Below are 21,380 nucleotides of genomic sequence, written 5' to 3' on the forward strand. Positions count from 1 at the left end.
CATACATAGAAACCCCTTAAGGATTATTCCTTAAGGGGTTTTTTTATGTTGTCAGACTTTATTGATTATGGAAAGAATGTTCTTTGTTAAAGGATGCTCCAATTTCAGCAGCACGTTCAGCAGCTCGCTTAATACTAGTGGTAATCGTACTCTCATAGTCTCGGTCTTGTAAATAGGATAGGCCGGCTTCAGTCGTACCTCCTTTACTTGTTACATTTTGCTTAAGAGTTGAGGCATCGACTGCTTGTGTCTTTAGCATTTCAGCAGCACCAGCTATGGTCTCATAAATGAGAGGTCGTGCATGAGCTTCTTCTAGTCCTAGCTGTTCAGCTGCCTTTTGAAAGCATTCAACCATGTAATAGAAGAAGGCTGGCCCGCTTCCTGATAACCCCGTAACCGCATTAAGGTGTTCCTCAGACAATGTCGTTACCATTCCGACAGATTGAAAGAGTGCTTCTGAGGTATTCATTGTATCTAGTGTTGCATGGCGCCCACGACAGATTGCAGTCGCTGATCGTCCTACCGTTGCTGAGGTGTTTGGCATCGCACGGACAATTGGAACATCATCTTCAAGCAAATGTTCGATTAGAGAAGTCTCAATGCCAGCAAGTACGGAGATAATGGTGTGATGGCTCTGCAGCTTTCCTTTAATTCGATCAATTCCTGAGGTAAGGTCTTGTGGTTTCATGGCAAGTATAATAAGAGAAGCGGTGTGAAGTTCATTTGAAGGTGAGGTAGTCGTTCGTATTCCGTAGGTTTTATTGAGGTATTCTAATCGTTCCACCTTTGAACGATTGGTGACAACGATTTGCTCTTTTGGCAGTAGGTTCTTATTAAGGAGTCCGGCAATCATTGCTTCTGCCATATATCCAGCCCCTAAAAAGAGGATACGTTCGTTGCGCAACATGAAACTGCCTCCTTCGGCTGAGTGATTTCACTCATTATCTATTCCGAGAATAAAATAGTCAAGAACATTCTGAAAAATAGTGGAGGTACCTAGATGTATGCGAATGAATATCGTATAGTAGAAAAGGGTAACGTTTAGGTATTACTTTACTTGCTAGGAGGAAACGTCATGTTACACCAATTTTCACGAAATGAATTAGCAATAGGCAAAGAAGGGTTACAACTAATGAAGGATGCTACGGTCGCTGTTCTTGGCATTGGAGGCGTTGGCTCGTTCAGTGCTGAGGCATTGGCAAGAAGCGGAGTGGGTCGACTCATCTTAATTGACAAAGATGATGTGGACATCACAAACGTCAATCGCCAAATCCATGCGCTTGTATCGACTGTAGGCCAGTCTAAAGTTGACTTAATGGCAGAGCGTATCAAGGACATAAACCCTGAATGTGAAGTCATTCGTTTACATATGTTCTATACGGAAGAGACGTATGAAGAGTTGTTTCAATATGAACTTGATTATGTAGTGGATGCGAGTGATACGATTTCGTATAAAGTCCATTTGATTGAACAGTGTCTCGATAGAGGAATCCCGGTGATTTCGAGTATGGGAGCCGCTAACAAAATGGACCCAACCCAATTTGAAGTTGCGAACATCTTCAAGACAAGTCACGACCCTATTGCGCGCGTGATTCGTAACCGACTACGAAAGGATGGGTACAAGAAGGGAATTCCAGTCGTCTATTCTAAAGAGAAACCGATTAAGATTAAAGAAGAGGTTCGTCAAGAAGTCATTCCAGACAACCCACAAACTCGGAAAGCAGAAATGCCACCATCCTCGAACGCATTTGTTCCATCCGTCTCTGGGCTTATCATGGCGAGTCATGTTGTGCAAGAACTGTTGTCATCGATTACAATCGATCGACAAAATTAAGAACAGCTCCTTACGACAATCGTAAGGAGCTGTTCGTTTGTGTATTAGCGGGCAACTTGTTCAAGATTTCCATTCTTATCCATGCGGAAGGCGGTGTTCGCTACCTGATCTTCTTCATCAAAGACAACCATCTTACGTGCCCGGTCCATAATTTGAATTAGCATTTGATAGTCTTCTTGAACGCTTGCGTATTGCTTCTCAAGCTTAGCTAATTGTTGTTGTAACGTATGGTTATGCTCTTGAAGTTTCCCATTCTCTTGTTGTAAATTCGAGATTTTGGCTTCAGATTCATAGGAACCTTCATACTGTTTCTTTAAATCTTTCACGTAATGGATGACTTGGTCAAATGTTATGGCAGGTACACTCGTTCCAAGATCCTCATAGGAGATGGTAGCAGGTTCTTGTGTTGGTAAGGCAGGTAGGGCAATGGTTTCCATAACCTCTACTTCTTGTTCTTCTACACTCGGTTTACGCAATGGGACTTGTTGTGCAAGCGCCCGTTTCTTCTCTTTTCTCTTTCTCTTCGCAAGGTCAATGGCAGATTCATAACGTTGACGAACCTCAGCATTCCATCTGAAACCACATGCTGCAGAAGTACGGTTTAGCGCATCGCCCACCTCATCAAATGCTCTCAATTGAGTGCTACCTTCACGTATATGACGAAGAACCGTTTCAGCTAATAGTAAATCATCTTCATGAGACCATGCATCTTGTCTAACTTTAACCATTGTTCATTCCACTCCTTATCTTCTAGACTTGCCGATTTGATAGAATTCGTTTAATCATTTAGTTGTATTCTTGACAAGAAAATGGAAAATATACATGATCTCTATGAGATAACTAGTTCTTTTTCTTATTTTGAATGGATTCGTATACTTGACTGATCCCTTTCTCGAACTTTCCGGTCTTCTTCGGTGAATAGTAGACCGCATCTTTAATAGAATCAGGCAGGTATTGTTGGTCTACCCATCCAGATTCATAATTATGAGGATATTGATAATCAATCCCACGACCGAGCTTCTCAGCTCCCTTGTAGTGAGCATCCTTAAGATGGGCGGGCACATCACCACTTTTTCCTTTACGTATATCTGAAAGGGCAGCATCTAGCGATTTATACGCTGTATTTGATTTAGGTGATAGGCATAACTCCACGATTGCGACTGAAAGGGGAATTCTTGCCTCTGGGAAGCCGAGTCGCTCAGCTGATTGAATAGCATGCAGCGTCCTTGGTCCTGCTTGAGGGTTCGCTAGACCAATATCTTCATAGGCAGTAACAAGCATCCTTCTTCCAATATTATCTACGTCACCGGCTTCAATTAGTCTGCCTAGGTAATGAAGTGCAGCATTCACATCGCTTCCTCGGATGGATTTCTGGAAAGCAGACAACACATCGTAATGTGCATCTCCATCCTTGTCATGAGAAAAGCTCTTCTTCTGCATACATTGTTCAGCCACTTCAAGGTCAATGACAATGGTTCCGTCTTCGCCAGCAGGAGTTGAATATGCGGCTAACTCCAGTCCATTGAACGCTGAACGCATATCTCCGTTAGAAGAATACGCAAAGTGGTCGAGGGCGTCAGAAGAGAGCTGGATGTTCATCGTACCAAGTCCTTTATCCTCGTCCTCAATAGCACGATTTAAGGCTTCTTTAATGTTCTCAATGCTCAACCTTTCAACTTCGAACAAGTGAGAGCGGCTTCTAATAGCTGGATTTATGGAGTGGTAAGGATTGCTTGTTGTGCACCCAATTAACGTAATTAAATTGCTCTCTACGTGAGGGAGGAGGAAGTCTTGTTTCCCTTTATCCAGTCTGTGCACCTCGTCTAAGATGAGGATTAGCTGACCTGACATTTTCGCTTCTTCTACAACAATCTCCATATCTTTCTTCTTATCTGTAACGGCGTTCAATATTTTATATCGTACATTTAGTGTTTTCGCTAAGGCCATTGCCATGGAAGTTTTCCCTGTACCTGGTGGGCCAAATAGGATCATGGAAGCCAAGCGGTTCGCTTCAACCATTCTACGAATCATCTTGCCTTCTCCTACTAAATGCTCCTGGCCGATAATGTCTCCGATGTGTTCAGGACGCATGCGGAAAGCCAATGGTTGTTGTTTCATAACATCCGCTCCTTTTTCTACTCGCCCTTTACAATAAAGTTGTAATCATTAAAATGCAAGAGACTTGCCATTCGTGCTATAATAGCTATTGTTTCTTTTATAGATGGCATGATGTGCGGTGTTTATTTGCACAATGTGAGCTGGTTTACTGAAACGTATACCGTGGCCAAAATGCTTGACGCTATCAATTAATTCATGCCCGGGACATCACTAAAGAACCACAAGATGAAAGGGAAATGCAAATGTCATACTACACATCTAAGAGTTACGCAGCGAATCGTCGTGTGGATCGATCCTTACTCATTCGCTGGGCATTCTTTATCGTTGGATTAATCATATTATCTTTTGGAGTTTCAATGACGATTGAAGCAGATCGATTTGGTATTGGTCCATGGGATGTGTTTCACGTAGGTCTATTTGAACAGTTTGGGCTTACTGTTGGAACGTGGTCGATCATTGCAGGGCTCGTCATTGTTGGCGGAACTGCACTTGGGACAAAGAAGCTTCCTCAAATCGGAACCATCTTAAACATGCTATTAATCGGTGTATTTATTGATATCTTTACTATTTACGTGTTACCCACTCCAGAAACATTCTGGGGGAATATTGTTATGTTCTCCTTGGGTATCATGATCTTAGCTTATGGGATTGGAATCTATGTGGCACCTGGCCTTGGGGCTGGTCCACGTGATAGTTTAATGCTACTCATTCGTGACATTACAGGTTGGAAGGTACAATGGGTTCGAAATGGAATTGAAATTACTGTCCTTATATTAGGGTGGCTACTTGGAGGACCGGTTGGAATAGGTACAATTCTGATTGCCTTGTTCCTTGGTACGATTGTCGGCTATTCCCTACCTCAAATGACACAATGGATGAATCGCATAATTGAAAGAGGTGAACGCTATGAAGATCTCAACCAAGGGACGTTACGGTCTGACTATCATGATCGCTCTAGCTAAAAAGCATGGAGAAGGTCCGACGTCATTAAAGTCAATTGCAAGAGAAAATGAATTATCAGAGCATTATCTGGAGCAACTTATTGCCCCACTTCGGAACGCTGGTCTTGTACGAAGCGTTCGAGGAGCGTATGGCGGGTACATGTTAACACGTGACCCGAGTGAAATTACGAGTGGGGATGTCATCCGAGTACTTGAAGGCCCAATCAGCCCGGTCGAGGGAATTGAAGATGAAGAGCCGGCCAAGCAAGCTCTTTGGAGACGTGTGAGAGATGCAGTGAAAGAAGTGCTAGATACAACTACTCTACAACATTTAGCTGAACACGATTCTGGTGAAGACCAGGAACCTTACATGTTTTATATTTAATGGAATAGAGAAGGAGGGCCGTCATGAAACCAATCTATTTTGACCATGCGGCAACAACGCCGGTCCGTTCTGAAGTGATACAAGCAATGGTACCTGTGTTGGAAGAAGTTTATGGAAACCCATCTAGTGTACACTATTATGGTAGAAAGGCTCGTCAGTTGCTTGACCAAGCTCGTGCTACATTGGCTGGTGGCCTTCATGCGAACGAGAAAGAAATTGTGTTTACAAGCGGGGGGACAGAATCTGATAACTTAGCCATCTTTGGTTCTGTTGAAGCGCGGAAACATCTTGGGAATCATATTATTACAACTACCGTTGAGCACCACGCTGTTCTTCATGCAGCGGAGGAGTTAGAGAAAGAAGGATATGATGTAACGTATCTACCTGTGGATGAGTCAGGGAGAGTTTCTATTCAAGATCTAGAGCAAGCGTTACGTGACGACACAATTCTTGTAACCATGATGTATGTAAATAATGAAACAGGTATTATTCAACCTATTCAGGAAGCCGCTCAGCTGTTAGCCAATCACCAAGCACTATTCCATACGGATGCCGTTCAAGCATTTGGAACACTCGAGGTGGATGTAACGGCTCTCGGAGTTGACCTGTTAACCATTACATCTCACAAGATTAATGGACCTAAAGGTGTCGGGGTACTTTATAGTAAAGAAGGTACCATGCTCGCTTCTCGCCAACATGGAGGAGAACAAGAACGTAAGCGCCGTGCAGGAACAGAGAACACGGCAGATATCCATGGATTTGCGAAGGCTGTTGAGCTTGTGAGGCAGGAACAAGAATCTCAATCCGCCTTATATAAGCAATACCGTGAGCAATTTATTCAAACCTTGGCCGAACAAGGTGTAAACTATGAACTAAATGGTGATCGGGAACATGCCGTTGATACCATTGTGAATATTAGTTTCCCTGGGACGAATGTAGAACAGTTGCTAACGAATTTCGATCTTGATGGCATTGCAGCGTCTAGTGGATCAGCTTGCACGGCGGGGTCTGTAGAACCTTCTCACGTGTTAACCGCTATGTATGGTGCAGGGAATGATCGAACAACAAACTCCATTCGTTTCAGTTTTGGACTAGCGAATACTGAAGAAAACGTTGTACAAGGCGCTGAGAAAGTCGCTAAGGTTGTCAAACGTTTAAGCAAGACATCATAAGGTAGGTGACACACATGAAAGAACCGAAAGATACACGTGTTGTAGTCGGGATGTCTGGAGGAGTCGATTCTTCCGTTGCCGCACTACTTCTAAAACAACAAGGCTACGATGTAGTCGGCATTTTCATGAAGAACTGGGATGATACAGACGAATTTGGTGTCTGTACAGCAACAGAAGACTTTGAGGATGTTGTCCGCGTAGCGAACCAATTAGATATCCCATATTACTCTGTGAACTTCGAGAAGCAATATTGGGACAAAGTATTTACGTACTTCCTTGAAGAGTATAAAGCCGGACGTACTCCGAACCCAGACGTTATGTGTAACAAGGAAATTAAATTTAAAGCGTTTCTTGAGCATGCCATGTCTCTAGGAGCTGATTATTTAGCGACAGGACACTATGCACAAGTTCGCCAAAACGGAGATGTATTCGAAATGCTCCGTGGTGTGGATAACAATAAAGACCAAACGTATTTCTTAAATCAGTTAGACCAAGACGTTCTCTCTAAAGTTATGTTCCCACTTGGGCACATGGATAAAAGTGAAGTTCGTGAAATTGCGAAAGAAAATGATCTAGCTACTGCTACTAAGAAAGACTCTACGGGGATTTGCTTTATTGGTGAACGTAATTTCAAACAATTCCTAAGCGAATATATTCCAGCTCAACCTGGCAATATGGAAACGATGGATGGAGAAGTTAAAGGCAAGCACGATGGTCTAATGTACTACACATTAGGTCAACGTCAAGGACTTGGCATTGGTGGTCCTGGTGAGCCATGGTTCGTTATTGGGAAAGATGTTGAGCGAAACGTCCTATACGTTGGGCAAGGCTATCACAATGACTACTTGTACTCGACAGGACTAGAAGCCTCAGAAATGAACTGGAGCTTAAACAACGTTCCAACTGAATCCTTTGAGGCGACGGCTAAGTTCCGTTACCGCCAAGAAGACACAGCTGTTACGGTTCATCCTTTAGAAGGTGGGAAAATCAAAGTTGATTTCCATGAACCTCAACGCGCTGTTACTCCTGGTCAAGCTGTTGTCCTATACGACGATCAAGTTTGTCTAGGTGGAGCAACGATTGATGAAGTCATTAAAGATGGCTCAAATATGACCTACGTTGGTTAACGATGAAAACCCTTGTCCGTATAAATATGGCAAGGGTTTTCTCACTACATAACAGCACTAATTACAAAGGACGGAGGATTATAATGAACTATTTAGAACAGGGCATTCAATATATGCAAGAAGAGAAATATGAGGAAGCGGCACAACAATTCGTGCAGGCAATTGATGAAAATCCTACTGAACCACTTGGTTACGTGAACTTTGGTAACCTACTATTACACATGAATGATCATGAACGCGCAGAGCGTTTCTTCAAGAAAGCTATTGAAGTGGATGAACAGGCAGCAACCGCCTATTACGGCCTTGGGAATGTTTATTACGAGCAACAACAGTATCAAAAAGCTCAGCAGCCTTTCCAACAAGCGATCCAAAAAGGACTTGAAGAGAGCGATGCGTATTACATGCTTGGCCTTTCTTTCCTTTATGAAGAGCATTTCAAGCTCGCCATTCCGTACCTCCAACGTGCAACAGAACTGGACAAAGAGGATGCAGAGAAGAAATTCCAGTACGGGCTTTGCCTCGCTCAAGTTTCTGAACTGGATATGGCGATGGAGACATTTCAATCTGTCTTAGAGCTCGACCCTTCCCATAGCGATGCGCATTATAATTTAGGCGTATCTCACCTATATAAAGAACAACCTCAAGAAGCGCTTAGCCATTTCGACAAAGCGATTGAGTTAAACCCTGAGCATATGCTCGCTGCTCACGCGAAAGGACAAGTGGAAGAAGCGATTGGAAAACAGGAGTAATTCCACGATTAAAGGAGTTTCATGCGATGGATTCAGAACGCGTGTTAGAAGACGAGACAACAGAAGAAAAGAGCTATGTTAAAGGTGAACTGTTACGAATGATCTTCCGGAATGACGAGGAGCACTTTTCTATTGCTCTTATTAAGATTCAAGAGACGAATGAATCGTTTAACGAGAAAGAAATAGTGATTAAAGGATATTTCCCTCGTCTTGATAAGGGAGAACATTATCTGTTCTACGGAGAGAAGGCCTACCATCCGAAATTCGGAGAACAGTATCAAGTGAATCATTATACAAAGGAGATTCCTACGTCGAAAGAAGGAATCGTTCTGTATTTATCCAGTGATTTATTCTATGGAATTGGGAAGCGTACAGCAGAACGAATTGTAGGTACTCTAGGAGAAGGCGCTATCCAGAGAATCTTAGATGATCCATCCTGTCTCGATCAAGTTCCTCATCTAAAGGCGGATAAGCGTGATCAGCTTGTCGCCGACCTAAAGAAACACCAAGGATTCGAGCATATTGTCATTACATTGAGTGAATATGGCTTTGGATTGCAGATGACCCAACGCATTTATGAACAATACCAAGATCAAACCTTAGAATTATTAGCTGAGAATCCATACCAATTTGTATTTGATATTGAGGGATTCGGATTTAAGCGAGCGGATGAAGTAGCGCGTCAACACAATATCTCAATGGACCACCCAACACGGGTACAAGCAGCCTGTATGTATGCTTTGAATCAATGGATACAAGATGGCCATGTATATGTCCCATTCGAGAAAGTATTTGACGAAGCTTATGCAGTATTAAAGACTGATGAGCATGAAATAAGCTATGAGACCATTGCAGAACAGCTGGTTCAACTTTCTGATGAGGAGCGAGTTGTAGTGGAGCAAGAGCGAGCTTACCTCCCATCTCTTTACTATGCAGAAAAGGGGCTCACAACCCAAATACATCGAATCATGCTCTCGGATGTTGAGGATACCTTTACCCAATCGGACGTCATGAAAGTGGTGGGTGAGATTGAAGAGGAAGAGGGATTAAGCTATGGGAAAGAGCAATATGAAGCCATAGAGAAAGCTCTTCACTCAAAAATCAACATCTTAACAGGTGGTCCAGGTACAGGGAAGACGACGGTAATTAAAGGAATTGTCACAGCTTACGCTAAACTGCAGCGTAAATCGCTTAACCCAGCAGATTATGGGAACGATGACGCCTTTCCATTTGTCCTTACTGCTCCAACAGGACGTGCGGCTAAGCGTATGAACGAGTCTACTGGTATTCCAGCGGTTACGATTCACCGCTTGCTCGGCTGGAGTGGGGGGGACTCATTTGATCGTGACCAAAATAACCAATTGGACGGGAAGATTATTATCATTGATGAATTTTCCATGGTCGATATTTGGCTTGCCAATAAGTTATTTAAGGCGATTCCTGATGACATGCAAGTACTCATCGTAGGGGATGAAGACCAGCTTCCTTCTGTTGGTCCAGGTCAAGTACTCTCTGATTTATTGGCTTCAGACCAGCTGCCTGCTACCCAGTTAAGGGAAGTGTATCGCCAAAAAGAAGGCTCGAAAATCATCCAGTTAGCCCATGAAATGAAAGACGGAATTTGCACAGACCAAACGCTACAGCGTGCTAATGACTTTAATTTTATTGCCTGCTCTGAACAACAAACCATGCCAGTAATTGAACAAGTGTATGAGAAAGCATTAAGCAAGGGTCATACGGTCCGGGACATACAAATTCTTGCACCCATGTATCGTACGAAGAATGGCATACACGAATTAAACGAACAAATCCAACAGCTCGCAAACCCGACGAGTGGTCAGAAACGTCAACTGAAACTAAAGGATGTGACATTCCGAACGGGAGATAAGGTCATTCAATTAGTCAATCAACCAGAATCGGGTGTGTATAACGGAGATATTGGTGAGATTGTTGCGATTTACGAAGAGGATGAAACGAAAGAACAAACCGAGAAGCTTGTGGTGGATTATGATGGGAAAGAAGTAGAGTACTTAAAGAAAGACGCCAATCAATTGATGCATGCGTATTGTACGTCCATTCATAAATCACAGGGTTCTGAATTCTCGATTGTCATTTTACCAGTCGTTCGTGGATACTCAAGAATGCTTCGGCGTAACTTGTTATATACAGCAGTCACGAGAAGTAAGTCTTCCCTTATTATTGTAGGAGATAAGCATGCCTTCAAACGCGGGGTGGAAACCGTTGATACGAATAAGCGATACACGAGTCTGCAGGAACGTCTTAAGGAAGTTATGGATAAAGAGCCCAATGAGGTGGAAGTAATTGATGATGAGGAAGAACTTTCCCCTTATGACTTCATGTAATTGAAGCATAATAAGGATGTTCACTTAGTGGTGAACAAGGCACCGGCTTCGCGACCACTGATCACACGGATGTATGAAATTCCTTCAATTGGTAAGAATGACATTCAGAACAAAGGTGAGGGGGACCTTCTGAATGCATTGTCCAAACTGTAACCGGAAAGATATCGGTAAAATTGGGAATCACCAATATTATTGTTGGAATTGTTTTATAGAGCTTTCTGTAAATGAAGGAAAGCTCCACGTACACCAAGTTGAGGAAGATGGTTCGTTAAGTTCTCTCGACGATTTATTCGGCGAGGAAGAAGAACAGAAAGAAGCCTGGTGGTAAATCCTTTATTGGGTGGTGAAGCGAATGAACCGTACTATCACTTCTCTAGCAGCGATGGGAATAGGTGCATATCTCTACTCCACAGCCAGAGAGCGGGATTTATTCTCTCAACGATCAATGAAACGTATGCGTAAACGTTTCAGACGAGCTTTTCGTTAATAAGAAAAGGGATAGCATTTGCTATCCCTTTTTTTGGAGGGAGTTTTATGTTTACGAACGAGCGATACAATCAATGGATTTATCGAAGTTTCTTTCTCTTACTTTGGTTGCTAATTATCTTCTTGCTTATGAAGTTGTATCCATTCTATGCGCCTGCTTTACACTTGCTGTTCAAGCTACTTGTTCCCTTCGTTGTAGCGATGTTTATAGCGTATTTGCTGCATCCTACGATTGAAAGACTTCATGAAATGCACGTACCGAGATGGGCAGCTATTACAATTATTTATCTTCTTTTCTTTGGGGGAGTTGGCTATGCAGTCTATATGATGTATCCAATCTTTCTAAGGCAGTTAAGTGAACTTGTAGAACAAATCCCTTCTTTCGTTGATACGTACCGAGAATATATCTTAAAGGCTTATGAACGAACCGCTTTCCTTCCTGAGAAAGTCCACGATCGTATGGATGAACTGCTACAATCCATCGAGGCGAGAGGTGAGCAGTTGCTTGTAGGGTTAGGTACTCGTTTAACAGGGATGCTAGATGTCATTATCTTTCTTGCCGTAATTCCTGTACTCGTGTTTTATATGTTGAAAGATTTCACGCTAATGAAGAAGACATTGTTTCGTCTTACTCCTGCTAAGTATCGAAAAGAAGGCAAGGAAGTCCTGCAAGAGGTCGATGATAGTCTTGGGCATTACATACGTGGTCAACTTCTTGTTTGTCTATTTGTAGGAGGAATCTCCATTGTACTTCTTTGGTTCATTGGGATGCGCTATCCTCTTGTTCTTGGGGGGATCATGGGAGTAACGAATATCATCCCGTATTTCGGCCCCATTCTTGGAGCCATACCTGCTCTAGTTATTGCGTTTACTGTTTCAACAAGGATGGTTGTCTTTGTTCTGATTGTTGTTCTTGCTGTTCAGCTAATTGAGAGCAACCTGCTGTCGCCATACATTGTCGGTAGAAGTTTGCATATGCACCCAATCCTAATTATCTTCGCCTTACTGATTGGTGGAGAGATTGCCGGGATAGTGGGGATGATTATCGCCGTCCCAGCCCTCACAATCTTAAGGGTATTTGCCCACCACACAGATGTTTTCCCACGGGGAGATTGACATTTTCGACACAGTTATCTATAATTTGTGGCATACATGACAGATGACGAACGCGTTGAAGGATCGAGTACGAAGTAGCCCATCTTTAAGAGAGGAATTGCCGAGGCTGTGAGCAATTCCAGATGAAGAACTTCCGAACGCTAGTCCGGAGTGCGATTAATACTCGCCGGGTTTCGCCCCGTTACAGCGAATACTGAGTGATGGACCTCGTCCATAACCAGGGTGGTACCGCGGAAAACTCCCGTCCCTGCATCGATTAACTGTGCAGGGGCGGGAGTTTTTTGCTCTCGTCTCGTCATTACATAACCTAAAGGAGGAGTTACTTATGAAATCATTAACGTCCGCTCAAGTGCGTCAAATGTTTCTAGATTTCTTTAAAGAAAAACAGCACTCTGTGGAGCCAAGTGCATCTCTTGTTCCATTTGAAGACCCTACATTACTTTGGATTAATAGTGGTGTAGCAACGTTGAAGAAGTATTTTGACGGCCGTGTCATTCCTGATAATCCACGTATCGTGAACGCACAGAAGTCAATTCGTACAAATGACATTGAAAATGTGGGTAAGACAGCTCGTCACCATACATTCTTTGAAATGCTTGGAAACTTCTCAATCGGAGATTACTTCAAGGAAGAGGCAATCGTATGGGCTTGGGAGTTCCTAACAAGCAAAGACTGGATTGGCTTTGATGCGGACAAACTTTCCGTAACGGTTCACCCTCAAGACGAGGAAGCATTCAATATGTGGCGTGACCTGGTAGGACTACCTGAAGAGCGCATCATTCGTCTTGAAGAGAACTTCTGGGACATTGGAGAAGGCCCAAGTGGTCCAAATACGGAAATCTTCTATGACCGTGGTGAAGCATACGGGAACGACCCGAAAGACCCAGAGCTTTATCCAGGCGGAGAGAATGAGCGTTATCTAGAGATTTGGAACCTTGTGTTCTCTGAATTTAACCACAATCCTGATGGCACGTATACGCCACTTCCAAAGAAAAATATTGATACAGGTATGGGACTTGAGCGTATGGTTAGCGTAATTCAAGACACGCCGACAAACTTTGAGACTGACTTGTTCTTACCACTCATTCAACAAACAGAGAAAATAGCAGATACGTCTTATGGAAAATCCGTTGAAACGGATACTTCGTTTAAAGTGATTGCAGACCATATTCGTACAGTAACCTTTGCTGTAGCTGATGGAGCATTGCCTTCAAACGAAGGTCGTGGCTATGTATTACGTCGATTACTTCGCCGTGCTGTACGTTACGCGAAGCAGATTGACATTCACGAACCGTTTATGTATAAGTTGGTACCTCACGTTGGGAGTATCATGAATGAATTCTATCCAGAAGTGGAACAAAAGCAGGAATTCTTACAAAATGTTGTGAAGACAGAAGAAGAGCGATTCCATGAAACGTTAAATGACGGCCTTCAGATTCTAACAGAAATTATTGAACGCGAGTCTAAGGAAGGGAAGAACGTATTCCCTGGTACAGAAGTCTTCCGTCTTTATGACACCTATGGTTTCCCTAAAGAGCTAACAGAAGAATATGTACATGAGGCTGGCTTTACACTAGACGAAGAAGGCTTCCAGCAAGAAATGGAGCGCCAACGTGAGCGTGCGCGTAATGCAAGACAGAAAGTTGATTCCATGCAAATTCAAGAAGGGGTTCTTGGTGAAGTTACCGTAGACAGTGATTTCGTCGGATACGATGTGATGGAAACCGTCACGACCATCAATGAGCTCGTGAAAGGAAAAGACTTTGCTGGGCAGGCTACACAAGGGGAAGAAGTATATGTATTCCTTGAGTCTACTCCTTTCTATGCTGAGAGTGGTGGGCAAATTGCCGATACTGGTACGCTTCAAACCGAACATGCAGTGGTAGACATTCTGGACGTTAAGAAGGCACCAAATGGTCAACACCTTCATCGCGCTATCGTGAAAGAAGGAACAATTGAGAAAGGGGAACAAGTAACTGCTACAGTCAACAATGGATCCCGTTCTCATATTATTAAGAACCATACGGCCACACACTTATTGCACCAGGCATTGAAAGATGTTCTTGGTGAACATGTTAATCAGGCAGGTTCTTATGTAGCTCCTGAACGTTTGCGTTTCGACTTCTCTCACTTTAGCTCAATCACTGATGAAGAACTTGCTCAGATTGAAACGATTGTGAATGAGAAAGTGTGGAAATCCATTCCTGTTGCGATTGAAAGTATGGCATTATCCGATGCGAAAGAAAAAGGTGCTATGGCGCTATTTGGCGAGAAGTATGGAGAAGATGTACGCGTTGTATCTGTTGGAGATTATTCTATCGAGCTTTGCGGAGGGATTCACGTTCGCAACACAGCGGAAATCGGCTTGTTCAAGATTGTAACAGAGTCTGGAATCGGAGCAGGTACTCGACGCATTGAAGCGGTGACGGGTAAAGGTGCTTACGATTACATGTCAGGAAAACAGTCTCTACTAAATGAAGCCGCTGACCTGTTGAAGACAAAACCTGAAACAGTACCAGAGCGCATTAACGCTCTATACAAAGAACTGAAAGAATCCCAGCGTGAGAAGGAATCCCTCGCAGCTAAATTAGCGAACTTAGAAGCTTCTTCCATTCTAGATGAGTTTGAAGATATAGAAGGTGTGCCTCTTCTTGCGAAAGTGGTAGATGTAGCGGATATGAATGCACTACGTAACATGTTGGATGATTTAAAACAAAAGATTGATTCAGGAATCATTCTCCTTGCAACAGTCAACAATGGTAAGGTACAGTTGGCATCAGGCGTTTCTAAAGATTTAATCGACAAAGGTTACCACGCAGGGAACCTAATTAAAGAAGCGGCTTCACGTTGTGGTGGAGGCGGCGGTGGCCGTCCAGATATGGCACAAGCCGGCGGTAAAAATCCTGAACAAGTTGAGGAAGCCGTGCAATACGCAAAAACTTACGTGCAATCCGTTTCAACTAACGGTTAAAAAAGTATATAATAATAGCGGAATGGTTGCGTATGCGTTAACCAAAGCAAGAATCGGGTACATTCTATAGGAGAGGTGATTAAATGAGTTCTATGGATAAGACGATGAAATTTAACTTCTCAGAAGAGCCTTTCGACCAGGACGTTAAGGAAGTACTTCTGTCTGTACATGAAGCACTCCAAGAAAAAGGCTATAATCCGATTAATCAGATTGTAGGCTACCTGCTTTCTGGGGATCCGGCCTATATTCCTCGTCATAAGGACGCCAGAAATCTCATCCGTAAAATGGAAAGGGACGAGCTGATCGAAGAGTTAGTGAAGTTCTATTTAGATCACCAACAAGAGGGATAACATTCAATGAAGAAAATGGGACTAGATGTAGGCGAAAAGACAATTGGTGTGTCCGTAAGTGATGCATTTGGATGGACTGCACAAGGCATTACGACGGTTAAGTGGACAGAAGGAGAATTTGAGTCAGCATTTGACCAACTCGCTCCAATTATTTCCGAACACGAAATTACAACAATTGTCGTTGGCTTACCAAAGAACATGAATGGTACGATAGGAGAACGAGGGGAAGCCTCTCAAGTATTCGCAAATCGTATTCAAGAACGATTTAACATTCAAACGGATCTGTGGGACGAGCGTCTCACCACAATGGCAGCAGAGCGCGTTCTCCTTGAAGCGGACATGAGCCGTAGCAAGCGAAAGAAAGTCATCGATAAGATGGCAGCTGTCATGATCCTACAAAGTTATTTAGACGCAAAAGTATAATGAGGTGAATAAAATGGCTGAAGAAGAAAAAGAGCGAATTATTATCCCTGACGAAAACGGGGAAGAACATCTATTTGAAGTACTATTCAAATTCGATGTAGATACAACAGGTAAATCTTATATGGTCGTTGTACCAGCTGAACAGCAAGACACTGACGAAGAAGTAGAAGTGTTTGCATTCCGTTATGAAGATAACGCAGGCGAGGAAGACGACTTAGCCCTTTACCAGATTGAAACTGAAGAAGAGTGGGAAATGGTAGAGGAAATGCTTAACACGTTCACAGAGGACGAGCAATAAGATAAGAACTGAAACCCTTACTCCTTAGAGGAGTAAGGGTTTTTTTGTTTCTGGTGGTGGATAGGGTGGTTGGTTGGGTCAATCTTCAATAGCAATACGAAAGGAGCGAATCATATGCCAAAGAAACCATTAGGCATAACACAGCAGGAAAAGAGGGATCCTGTTGGAGATATTGTAACGAGAGGTAAGACAGAGTCTGATATCGTGGAATAGCTGAAACTCATAAGTCTTTATCAATGGTGATTGCTTCAACCTTCATCCTTATGTAAAAAATCTCTAAAATTAAAGAAAAGGGAGCTTCTTAGCTCCCTTTTCTTTGTATTACTCTAAAGTATATTCTACGGTTTGTTTTTCCGTTATGGTTTCATAGGAATCTCCATTCATTGTATAACCGAAGACTAATTTAACTTCGTTAATATCAGCATTCTTAACAACAAAGGCATCTTGAAATTCTTTCTTTACTTCACCAATAAACATAGATTCCATATCAGAATCAGTCACAAGAAAATCTTTCATTTGTCCATCAATTTGTTCCCCTTGGTCTGTAACAACATTCATAAGGTCATACCATTCAATGTTTTCTTCTGTTGTGTTTTCAGCCGTATATTGAACTTGTATGTAAGAGAATCCTTCATCTAAATTAGAAATATTAGCATCCGCCATATAAGATAATTCTTCTGCAAAAGCTGGATCTACTTCAGTTAATTTAATCACTTTGATATCCTGTATAGTAACATTTATGGGTGCTACATCAACGGTTTCATTAACCTTCTTTATCTTTAATAATTCCGCTTTTCCTGCTTGTGATTCAGCGGTTTGCCCAACTTCAAGCAACTCAATGTTCCCATCTTCATTTGTTTTTGGTTCTGATGGCTCTTCTTTTTGATTTAATGATTCTTGATCAGATTGTTTAGGCTCTTCGTCTTTGTCGCTATTTGCCGATGAGTTCTCTGCATCTCCACAGCCAACTAAGATTGTTGCAAGTAATAAACTAATACCTATTGATTTCCAATATTTAAACATTTCCATACCTCCATATGTAGTAATCACTTCAATTATATATGTTAGTTACATATTTTTCCACAAAAGAATCCGGTGTTTATATTCAATTTATTAGGCTATAACACTCTGACAATATTGGATACATAGATATGACTTTGCGTAATCAACCAACTCAATTAACAGTAAAACCACACCTACCGTGGCTTAGCAGGCCTCCTTCGCTTTTCGTGGTGTCCAGCTGCATGGGGCAGACCCTCTGGTCATAAGCAATTCAGCTTCGTGAAGAAAGGGCACTTCACTGCGCTGCCTTGCTTATGCCTGCCGGGTCTAGACGCCCCATTCCGCTTTTCGGGGTGTCTAGCTGCGGAGGCCAGCCACTACGGACATAAGTCGATGACCTGCGTGAGGAAAGGGCACCTCACTCCGGCCCTCGTCTTATGCCTACCGTGGCTTAGCAGGCCTCCTCCGCTTTTCAGGGTGTCCAGCTGCAGCGGCTAGGCACTACGGTCATAAGCAATCTAGCTCCGTGAGGGAAGGGCACCTCACTGCGCTATCTTGCTTATGCCTACCGTGCCTGACCAAGCCGCTTCCGCTTTCCGGGGCGACATTTTTCTTTGGTATTCTAGTTTTGGTGGGGAATTTTGTAGTATAATGTATCGGATGAAGGGAGGAAGTGTGTATGTCATCTTCTGATCGTGAAGATTTTAATGAAGAGAAGCGTAAGGCAAAGATGCAGGAGGCGCGTACGGTGAGGAAAATTGTTGGGATAACGTTAGGTGTGCTAGTGCTTGTGCTGATTGTTGGTGGGGTTTCGGGCTACCTTTATATCTCATCTGCACTTAAACCCGTTGATCCGAGTAGTGAGGATACGAAACAAGTTGAGATTCCGATTGGGTCTTCGACAACGCAAATTGCGTCTATATTAGAAGAGAATAACATTGTGAAGGATAGTACGGTTTTCCGTTATTATATTAAGTTCAAGAATGAGTCTGGTTTCCAAGCGGGGGATTATCAATTTTCTCCTTCAATGACACATGACGAACTCATTTCTGCTTTGAAGACGGGTAAAATCAAGCAGGAAGCGGTGTTTGAGGTTACGGTTCAGGAAGGTTTATCACTTGAGCAGATTGCTTCGAAATATGCTTCAAAGACGTCGTTAACGAAAGAAGAGTTTATGAATAAAGTCGACGACCTTGGTTATGTGGAGACGTTAATTGACCAATATCCAAGTATACTTACGGATGCCATTACGGATCCTGAAATTCAACATCCGTTAGAGGGGTATTTGTTCCCTGCTACGTATAGTTTCTTTGAAGAAGACCCTTCTGTTGATGTAATCGTCCGTAAAATGCTACAGAAAACTCAAGATGTGGTCACCCCATATTTAGACAGTATTGGAGAATTGCAGATTAATGGTGAATCCGCAACCCTTCATGAAGCTGTTACACTTTCTTCGCTTGTAGAGGAAGAGGCGCCTGGCTCTGAAGATCGTAAAGCCATTGCTGGTGTGTTCTACAATCGTCTGGAGAAGGATATGCCGCTCCAAACGGACCCTACTGTTCTTTATGCGGTTGGCACTCATAAAGAGGAAATTACGAAGAAGGATTTACAAAAGGAATCCCCGTATAACACGTACGTTATTCAAGGGTTACCTGTAGGACCTATCTCAAACTTTAGCGAAGATTCACTTCAATCTATTTTAGAGCCGAAGGAATCTGAACATACGTACTTCTTAGCAGCGCCAGATGGAGAAGTCTATTATTCGAAAACATACGACGAACACTTAGAATTAAAGAAAAAATATCTTGATTAAAGCAGAAAGAATGCGGGGACTGTCTCGCATTCTTTCCTTTCGTTATGGTAAAATAAGAGGGTTGTGTTAAATTTGTACCGCTTGTTAAGAACGAAGGAGGATCTCAATGATTGAGTCTACAATAGAGGCGTATTTGCTCCAGAACCTACCTGAACAGGATGCTGATATCAAGGAAATGGAAGCATACGCAAAGGAACACCACGTTCCTATTATGGAACCATTAGGGATGGAGTATTTACTGCAGCTGTTACGCATTCATCAGCCTGACAGAATTCTTGAGATTGGGGCTGCCATTGGGTATTCTGCAATTCGTATGGCTAAAGAATTGCCAAATAGTCACATTGTGACCATTGAACGTGATGAGGAACGCTACCAAGAAGCGATAGACCGTATCCAGAAATCAGGATTATCGGACAGAATAGATGTTGTATTTGGAGATGCGTTAGAGAAACAAGACGAACTCCTTCAATCGGGTCCGTTCGACCTTCTATTTATAGATGCCGCAAAGGGACAATATCAGCGATTCTTCGAGATTTACCGAACAGGTTTATCAAAGAATGGGATAATCGTTTCTGACAATGTACTATTTAAAGGCTATGTAGCTGAAGAAGAGCTAGGTACATCAAGAAAAGAGAAAATAGCGAAAAAGATTAAAGCCTACAACGAATGGTTGCTTCAACACCCTGATTACCGGACGTCGATTATGCCAATCGGAGACGGTGTAGCGGTGAGTACACCAAGGGAATAGCTTTTGGGTTGAGATGAACAACTAATTACGTTTGTTCGCGCCGTAACTTGTTAAGGATGAACGGTAGATAGGCTACTCAACCATCAGCATGTGTACGAGTGATAAGAGGCACGATGTGAAAGGAGAAAGAGACGACATGAACGAAAGACCTGTAGTAATTGGAGTAGCGGGAGGGACTGGTTCTGGTAAGACAACCGTTACGCGCTCCATTATCCAACAGTTTTCCGATAAAACTTTACTAATGCTAGAGCAAGATTTCTATTATAAAGACCAATCTCATCTTCCATTCGAAGAGCGGTTGAAGACAAACTACGACCACCCATTAGCCTTTGATAATGACTTGCTTATTGAACATATTGAAAAGTTATTGAATCATGAATCCATTGAAAAGCCAGTATATGATTACAAGCTTCACACGCGTTCTGAAGAAATTGTTCCAGTTGAGTCGAAAGAGGTTATTATACTTGAGGGGATCATGGTTTTAGAAGATGCTCGATTGCGTGACTTGATGGATATTAAAGTCTTCGTTGACACGGATGCAGATATACGAATTATTCGCCGTCTCCTACGTGACATTAAAGAACGTGGTAGAACGATTGATTCTGTAATTGAGCAATATGTAAATGTTGTCCGTCCTATGCATCTTCAATTTATTGAACCAACTAAACGTTATGCGGATATTATCATTCCTGAGGGTGGCCAAAACCATGTAGCCATTGACCTTCTTTCCACTAAGATTCAACGCATTCTAGATGAAAAAGGGCACTCCGACGACAACTAGGAAAAAATTGTTGAAAACCGCATGGAAATCTGCCATAGTAATGTGTAGTAGTTCTGAATAGAACGCTTACTTTTACATTTGGTGATACGAGCGCACACCATTGTGCCGCTCATTTTTATATGAAGGTTATAGTGATTGACACAGGATATTTGAAGGAGTGAATCGTTGTCATGGCTGAAGAGAAAAGTTATTATATGACCGAAGAAGGTAAACAAAAGTTAGAAGATGAGCTACATTATCTTAAAACAGAAAAGCGTCAAGAAGTCGTAGAACGCATCAAGATTGCGCGTGGCTTCGGAGACCTTTCCGAGAACTCTGAATATGATGCTGCGAAAGACGAGCAAGCGTTCGTTGAATCCCGTATTTCTCACGTGGAGAACATGATTCGTAGTGCTGTTATTATTGAGAATGATAATGCGGACTCAAGCGTTGTACAACTAGGTAAATCTGTTACCTTCCAGGAGATTCCTGATGGTGATGAGGAAACTTATAAGATTGTAGGAAGCGCAGAAGCCGATCCTTTCGAAGGTAAAATCTCAAATGATTCTCCTATGGCGAAGAGCCTTATTGGACATGAAGTAGGAGAAGAAGTTTCTGTTGTCACACCTGGTGGCGACATCCAAGTGAAAATTATTAGTGTTGACTAATGGACAAGCCCTCTGAATAGTGAATTCAGAGGGCTTTTTCGTTTAATTAACCGTTC

Annotated in this window: 23 protein-coding genes and 1 other annotated feature; of the genes, 19 read left to right on the plus strand and 4 right to left on the minus strand. The window is 42.6% G+C overall.

Going from position 1 to position 21,380, the window contains the following annotated elements; all coding sequences use genetic code 11:
- Positions 1–58: 58 nt before the first annotated feature.
- Positions 59–907, minus strand: a complete 849-nt coding sequence (gene proC / locus H513_RS0118720; protein ID WP_026802099.1) for a pyrroline-5-carboxylate reductase — start codon at positions 905–907, stop codon at positions 59–61.
- A gap of 168 nt (positions 908–1,075) precedes the next feature.
- On the opposite strand from proC, the gene H513_RS0118725 reads away from it, so the two are divergent.
- Positions 1,076–1,834 carry a tRNA threonylcarbamoyladenosine dehydratase gene (locus H513_RS0118725; protein ID WP_026802100.1) on the plus strand — a complete coding sequence of 253 codons (759 nt, stop codon included), beginning with the start codon at positions 1,076–1,078 and terminating at the stop codon, positions 1,832–1,834.
- A 44-nt stretch (positions 1,835–1,878) separates the two neighbouring features.
- On the opposite strand, the gene H513_RS0118730 is transcribed toward H513_RS0118725, so the two are convergent.
- Both H513_RS0118730 and H513_RS0118735 read right to left on the minus strand, forming a co-directional pair.
- A complete protein-coding gene (locus tag H513_RS0118730; RefSeq protein ID WP_026802101.1) occupies positions 1,879–2,562 on the minus strand; it encodes an RsfA family transcriptional regulator in 684 nt (227 codons plus the stop codon).
- Positions 2,563–2,674: 112 nt separating this feature from the next.
- Entirely contained in the window at positions 2,675–3,952 is a 1,278-nt protein-coding gene (locus H513_RS0118735; protein ID WP_026802102.1) for a replication-associated recombination protein A, read from the minus strand.
- A gap of 284 nt (positions 3,953–4,236) precedes the next feature.
- Here H513_RS0118735 and H513_RS0118740 point away from each other — a divergent pair, with 284 nt between their 5' ends.
- The 14 genes from H513_RS0118740 to H513_RS0118795 all read left to right on the plus strand — a co-directional run bounded on the left by H513_RS0118740 (position 4,237) and on the right by H513_RS0118795 (position 16,333).
- The gene (locus H513_RS0118740) at positions 4,237–4,914 is read left to right on the plus strand and encodes a YczE/YyaS/YitT family protein (RefSeq protein ID WP_026802103.1); all 678 of its coding nucleotides are present in this window, start codon (positions 4,237–4,239) and stop codon (positions 4,912–4,914) included.
- Positions 4,859–5,278 carry a cysteine metabolism transcriptional regulator CymR gene (gene cymR / locus H513_RS0118745; protein WP_026802104.1) on the plus strand — a complete coding sequence of 140 codons (420 nt, stop codon included), beginning with the start codon at positions 4,859–4,861 and terminating at the stop codon, positions 5,276–5,278. The genes H513_RS0118740 and cymR overlap by 56 nt, the downstream gene beginning before the upstream one ends.
- A 23-nt stretch (positions 5,279–5,301) precedes the next feature.
- Complete coding sequence (locus tag H513_RS0118750) at positions 5,302–6,450, plus strand: cysteine desulfurase family protein (RefSeq protein WP_026802105.1); 1,149 nt, start codon at positions 5,302–5,304, stop codon at positions 6,448–6,450.
- A 14-nt stretch (positions 6,451–6,464) separates the two neighbouring features.
- Positions 6,465–7,577, plus strand: a complete 1,113-nt coding sequence (gene mnmA / locus H513_RS0118755; RefSeq protein ID WP_026802106.1) for a tRNA 2-thiouridine(34) synthase MnmA — start codon at positions 6,465–6,467, stop codon at positions 7,575–7,577.
- A gap of 83 nt (positions 7,578–7,660) precedes the next feature.
- Positions 7,661–8,326 carry a tetratricopeptide repeat protein gene (locus H513_RS0118760; RefSeq protein WP_026802107.1) on the plus strand — a complete coding sequence of 222 codons (666 nt, stop codon included), beginning with the start codon at positions 7,661–7,663 and terminating at the stop codon, positions 8,324–8,326.
- A gap of 26 nt (positions 8,327–8,352) precedes the next feature.
- Positions 8,353–10,689 (plus strand): SF1B family DNA helicase RecD2, encoded by a 2,337-nt coding sequence (gene recD2 / locus H513_RS0118765; protein WP_026802108.1) that lies wholly within the window; start codon positions 8,353–8,355, stop codon positions 10,687–10,689.
- The gene (locus tag H513_RS22000; protein ID WP_197057397.1) at positions 10,690–10,842 is read left to right on the plus strand and encodes a hypothetical protein; all 153 of its coding nucleotides are present in this window, start codon (positions 10,690–10,692) and stop codon (positions 10,840–10,842) included.
- Positions 10,823–11,017 carry a hypothetical protein gene (locus tag H513_RS0118770; protein WP_026802109.1) on the plus strand — a complete coding sequence of 65 codons (195 nt, stop codon included), beginning with the start codon at positions 10,823–10,825 and terminating at the stop codon, positions 11,015–11,017. The genes H513_RS22000 and H513_RS0118770 overlap by 20 nt, the downstream gene beginning before the upstream one ends.
- A gap of 24 nt (positions 11,018–11,041) precedes the next feature.
- Positions 11,042–11,176 carry a YrzQ family protein gene (locus H513_RS21360; protein ID WP_081658346.1) on the plus strand — a complete coding sequence of 45 codons (135 nt, stop codon included), beginning with the start codon at positions 11,042–11,044 and terminating at the stop codon, positions 11,174–11,176.
- Positions 11,177–11,223: 47 nt separating this feature from the next.
- On the plus strand, positions 11,224–12,291 hold the full coding sequence (locus tag H513_RS0118775) for an AI-2E family transporter (protein WP_026802110.1): 1,068 nt from the start codon (positions 11,224–11,226) through the stop codon (positions 12,289–12,291).
- Between the two features lie 46 nt (positions 12,292–12,337).
- Positions 12,338–12,543 (plus strand) — a binding site (T-box leader).
- Between the two features lie 73 nt (positions 12,544–12,616).
- A complete protein-coding gene (gene alaS, locus H513_RS0118780) occupies positions 12,617–15,262 on the plus strand; it encodes an alanine--tRNA ligase (protein WP_026802111.1) in 2,646 nt (881 codons plus the stop codon).
- A gap of 83 nt (positions 15,263–15,345) precedes the next feature.
- Positions 15,346–15,612: an IreB family regulatory phosphoprotein gene (locus tag H513_RS0118785; protein ID WP_026802112.1), complete on the plus strand. Its 267-nt coding sequence runs from the start codon at positions 15,346–15,348 to the stop codon at positions 15,610–15,612.
- A 6-nt stretch (positions 15,613–15,618) separates the two neighbouring features.
- Positions 15,619–16,035 (plus strand): Holliday junction resolvase RuvX, encoded by a 417-nt coding sequence (ruvX, locus tag H513_RS0118790; RefSeq protein WP_026802113.1) that lies wholly within the window; start codon positions 15,619–15,621, stop codon positions 16,033–16,035.
- Between the two features lie 13 nt (positions 16,036–16,048).
- Positions 16,049–16,333 carry a DUF1292 domain-containing protein gene (locus H513_RS0118795; RefSeq protein ID WP_026802114.1) on the plus strand — a complete coding sequence of 95 codons (285 nt, stop codon included), beginning with the start codon at positions 16,049–16,051 and terminating at the stop codon, positions 16,331–16,333.
- A 321-nt stretch (positions 16,334–16,654) separates the two neighbouring features.
- Here H513_RS0118795 and H513_RS0118805 read toward each other — a convergent pair whose 3' ends face one another.
- On the minus strand, positions 16,655–17,356 hold the full coding sequence (locus H513_RS0118805; RefSeq protein ID WP_036769148.1) for a hypothetical protein: 702 nt from the start codon (positions 17,354–17,356) through the stop codon (positions 16,655–16,657).
- 658 nt (positions 17,357–18,014) lie between these two features.
- Between H513_RS0118805 and mltG the strand changes: the two genes are divergently transcribed.
- The 4 genes from mltG to greA all read left to right on the plus strand — a co-directional run bounded on the left by mltG (position 18,015) and on the right by greA (position 21,324).
- Positions 18,015–19,148, plus strand: coding sequence for an endolytic transglycosylase MltG (gene mltG / locus H513_RS0118810; protein WP_026802116.1), 1,134 nt, complete (start codon positions 18,015–18,017; stop codon positions 19,146–19,148).
- Positions 19,149–19,254: 106 nt separating this feature from the next.
- Positions 19,255–19,896: an O-methyltransferase gene (locus H513_RS0118815; RefSeq protein ID WP_026802117.1), complete on the plus strand. Its 642-nt coding sequence runs from the start codon at positions 19,255–19,257 to the stop codon at positions 19,894–19,896.
- A gap of 136 nt (positions 19,897–20,032) precedes the next feature.
- Positions 20,033–20,677 (plus strand): uridine kinase, encoded by a 645-nt coding sequence (udk, locus tag H513_RS0118820; RefSeq protein ID WP_026802118.1) that lies wholly within the window; start codon positions 20,033–20,035, stop codon positions 20,675–20,677.
- Positions 20,678–20,847: 170 nt separating this feature from the next.
- Complete coding sequence (gene greA, locus H513_RS0118825) at positions 20,848–21,324, plus strand: transcription elongation factor GreA (RefSeq protein ID WP_026802119.1); 477 nt, start codon at positions 20,848–20,850, stop codon at positions 21,322–21,324.
- Positions 21,325–21,380 lie beyond the last annotated feature (56 nt).

It is taken from the genome of Pontibacillus halophilus JSM 076056 = DSM 19796 (assembly GCF_000425205.1).
In the GTDB taxonomy this organism is placed as follows: Bacteria; Bacillota; Bacilli; order Bacillales; family BH030062; genus Pontibacillus_A; species Pontibacillus_A halophilus.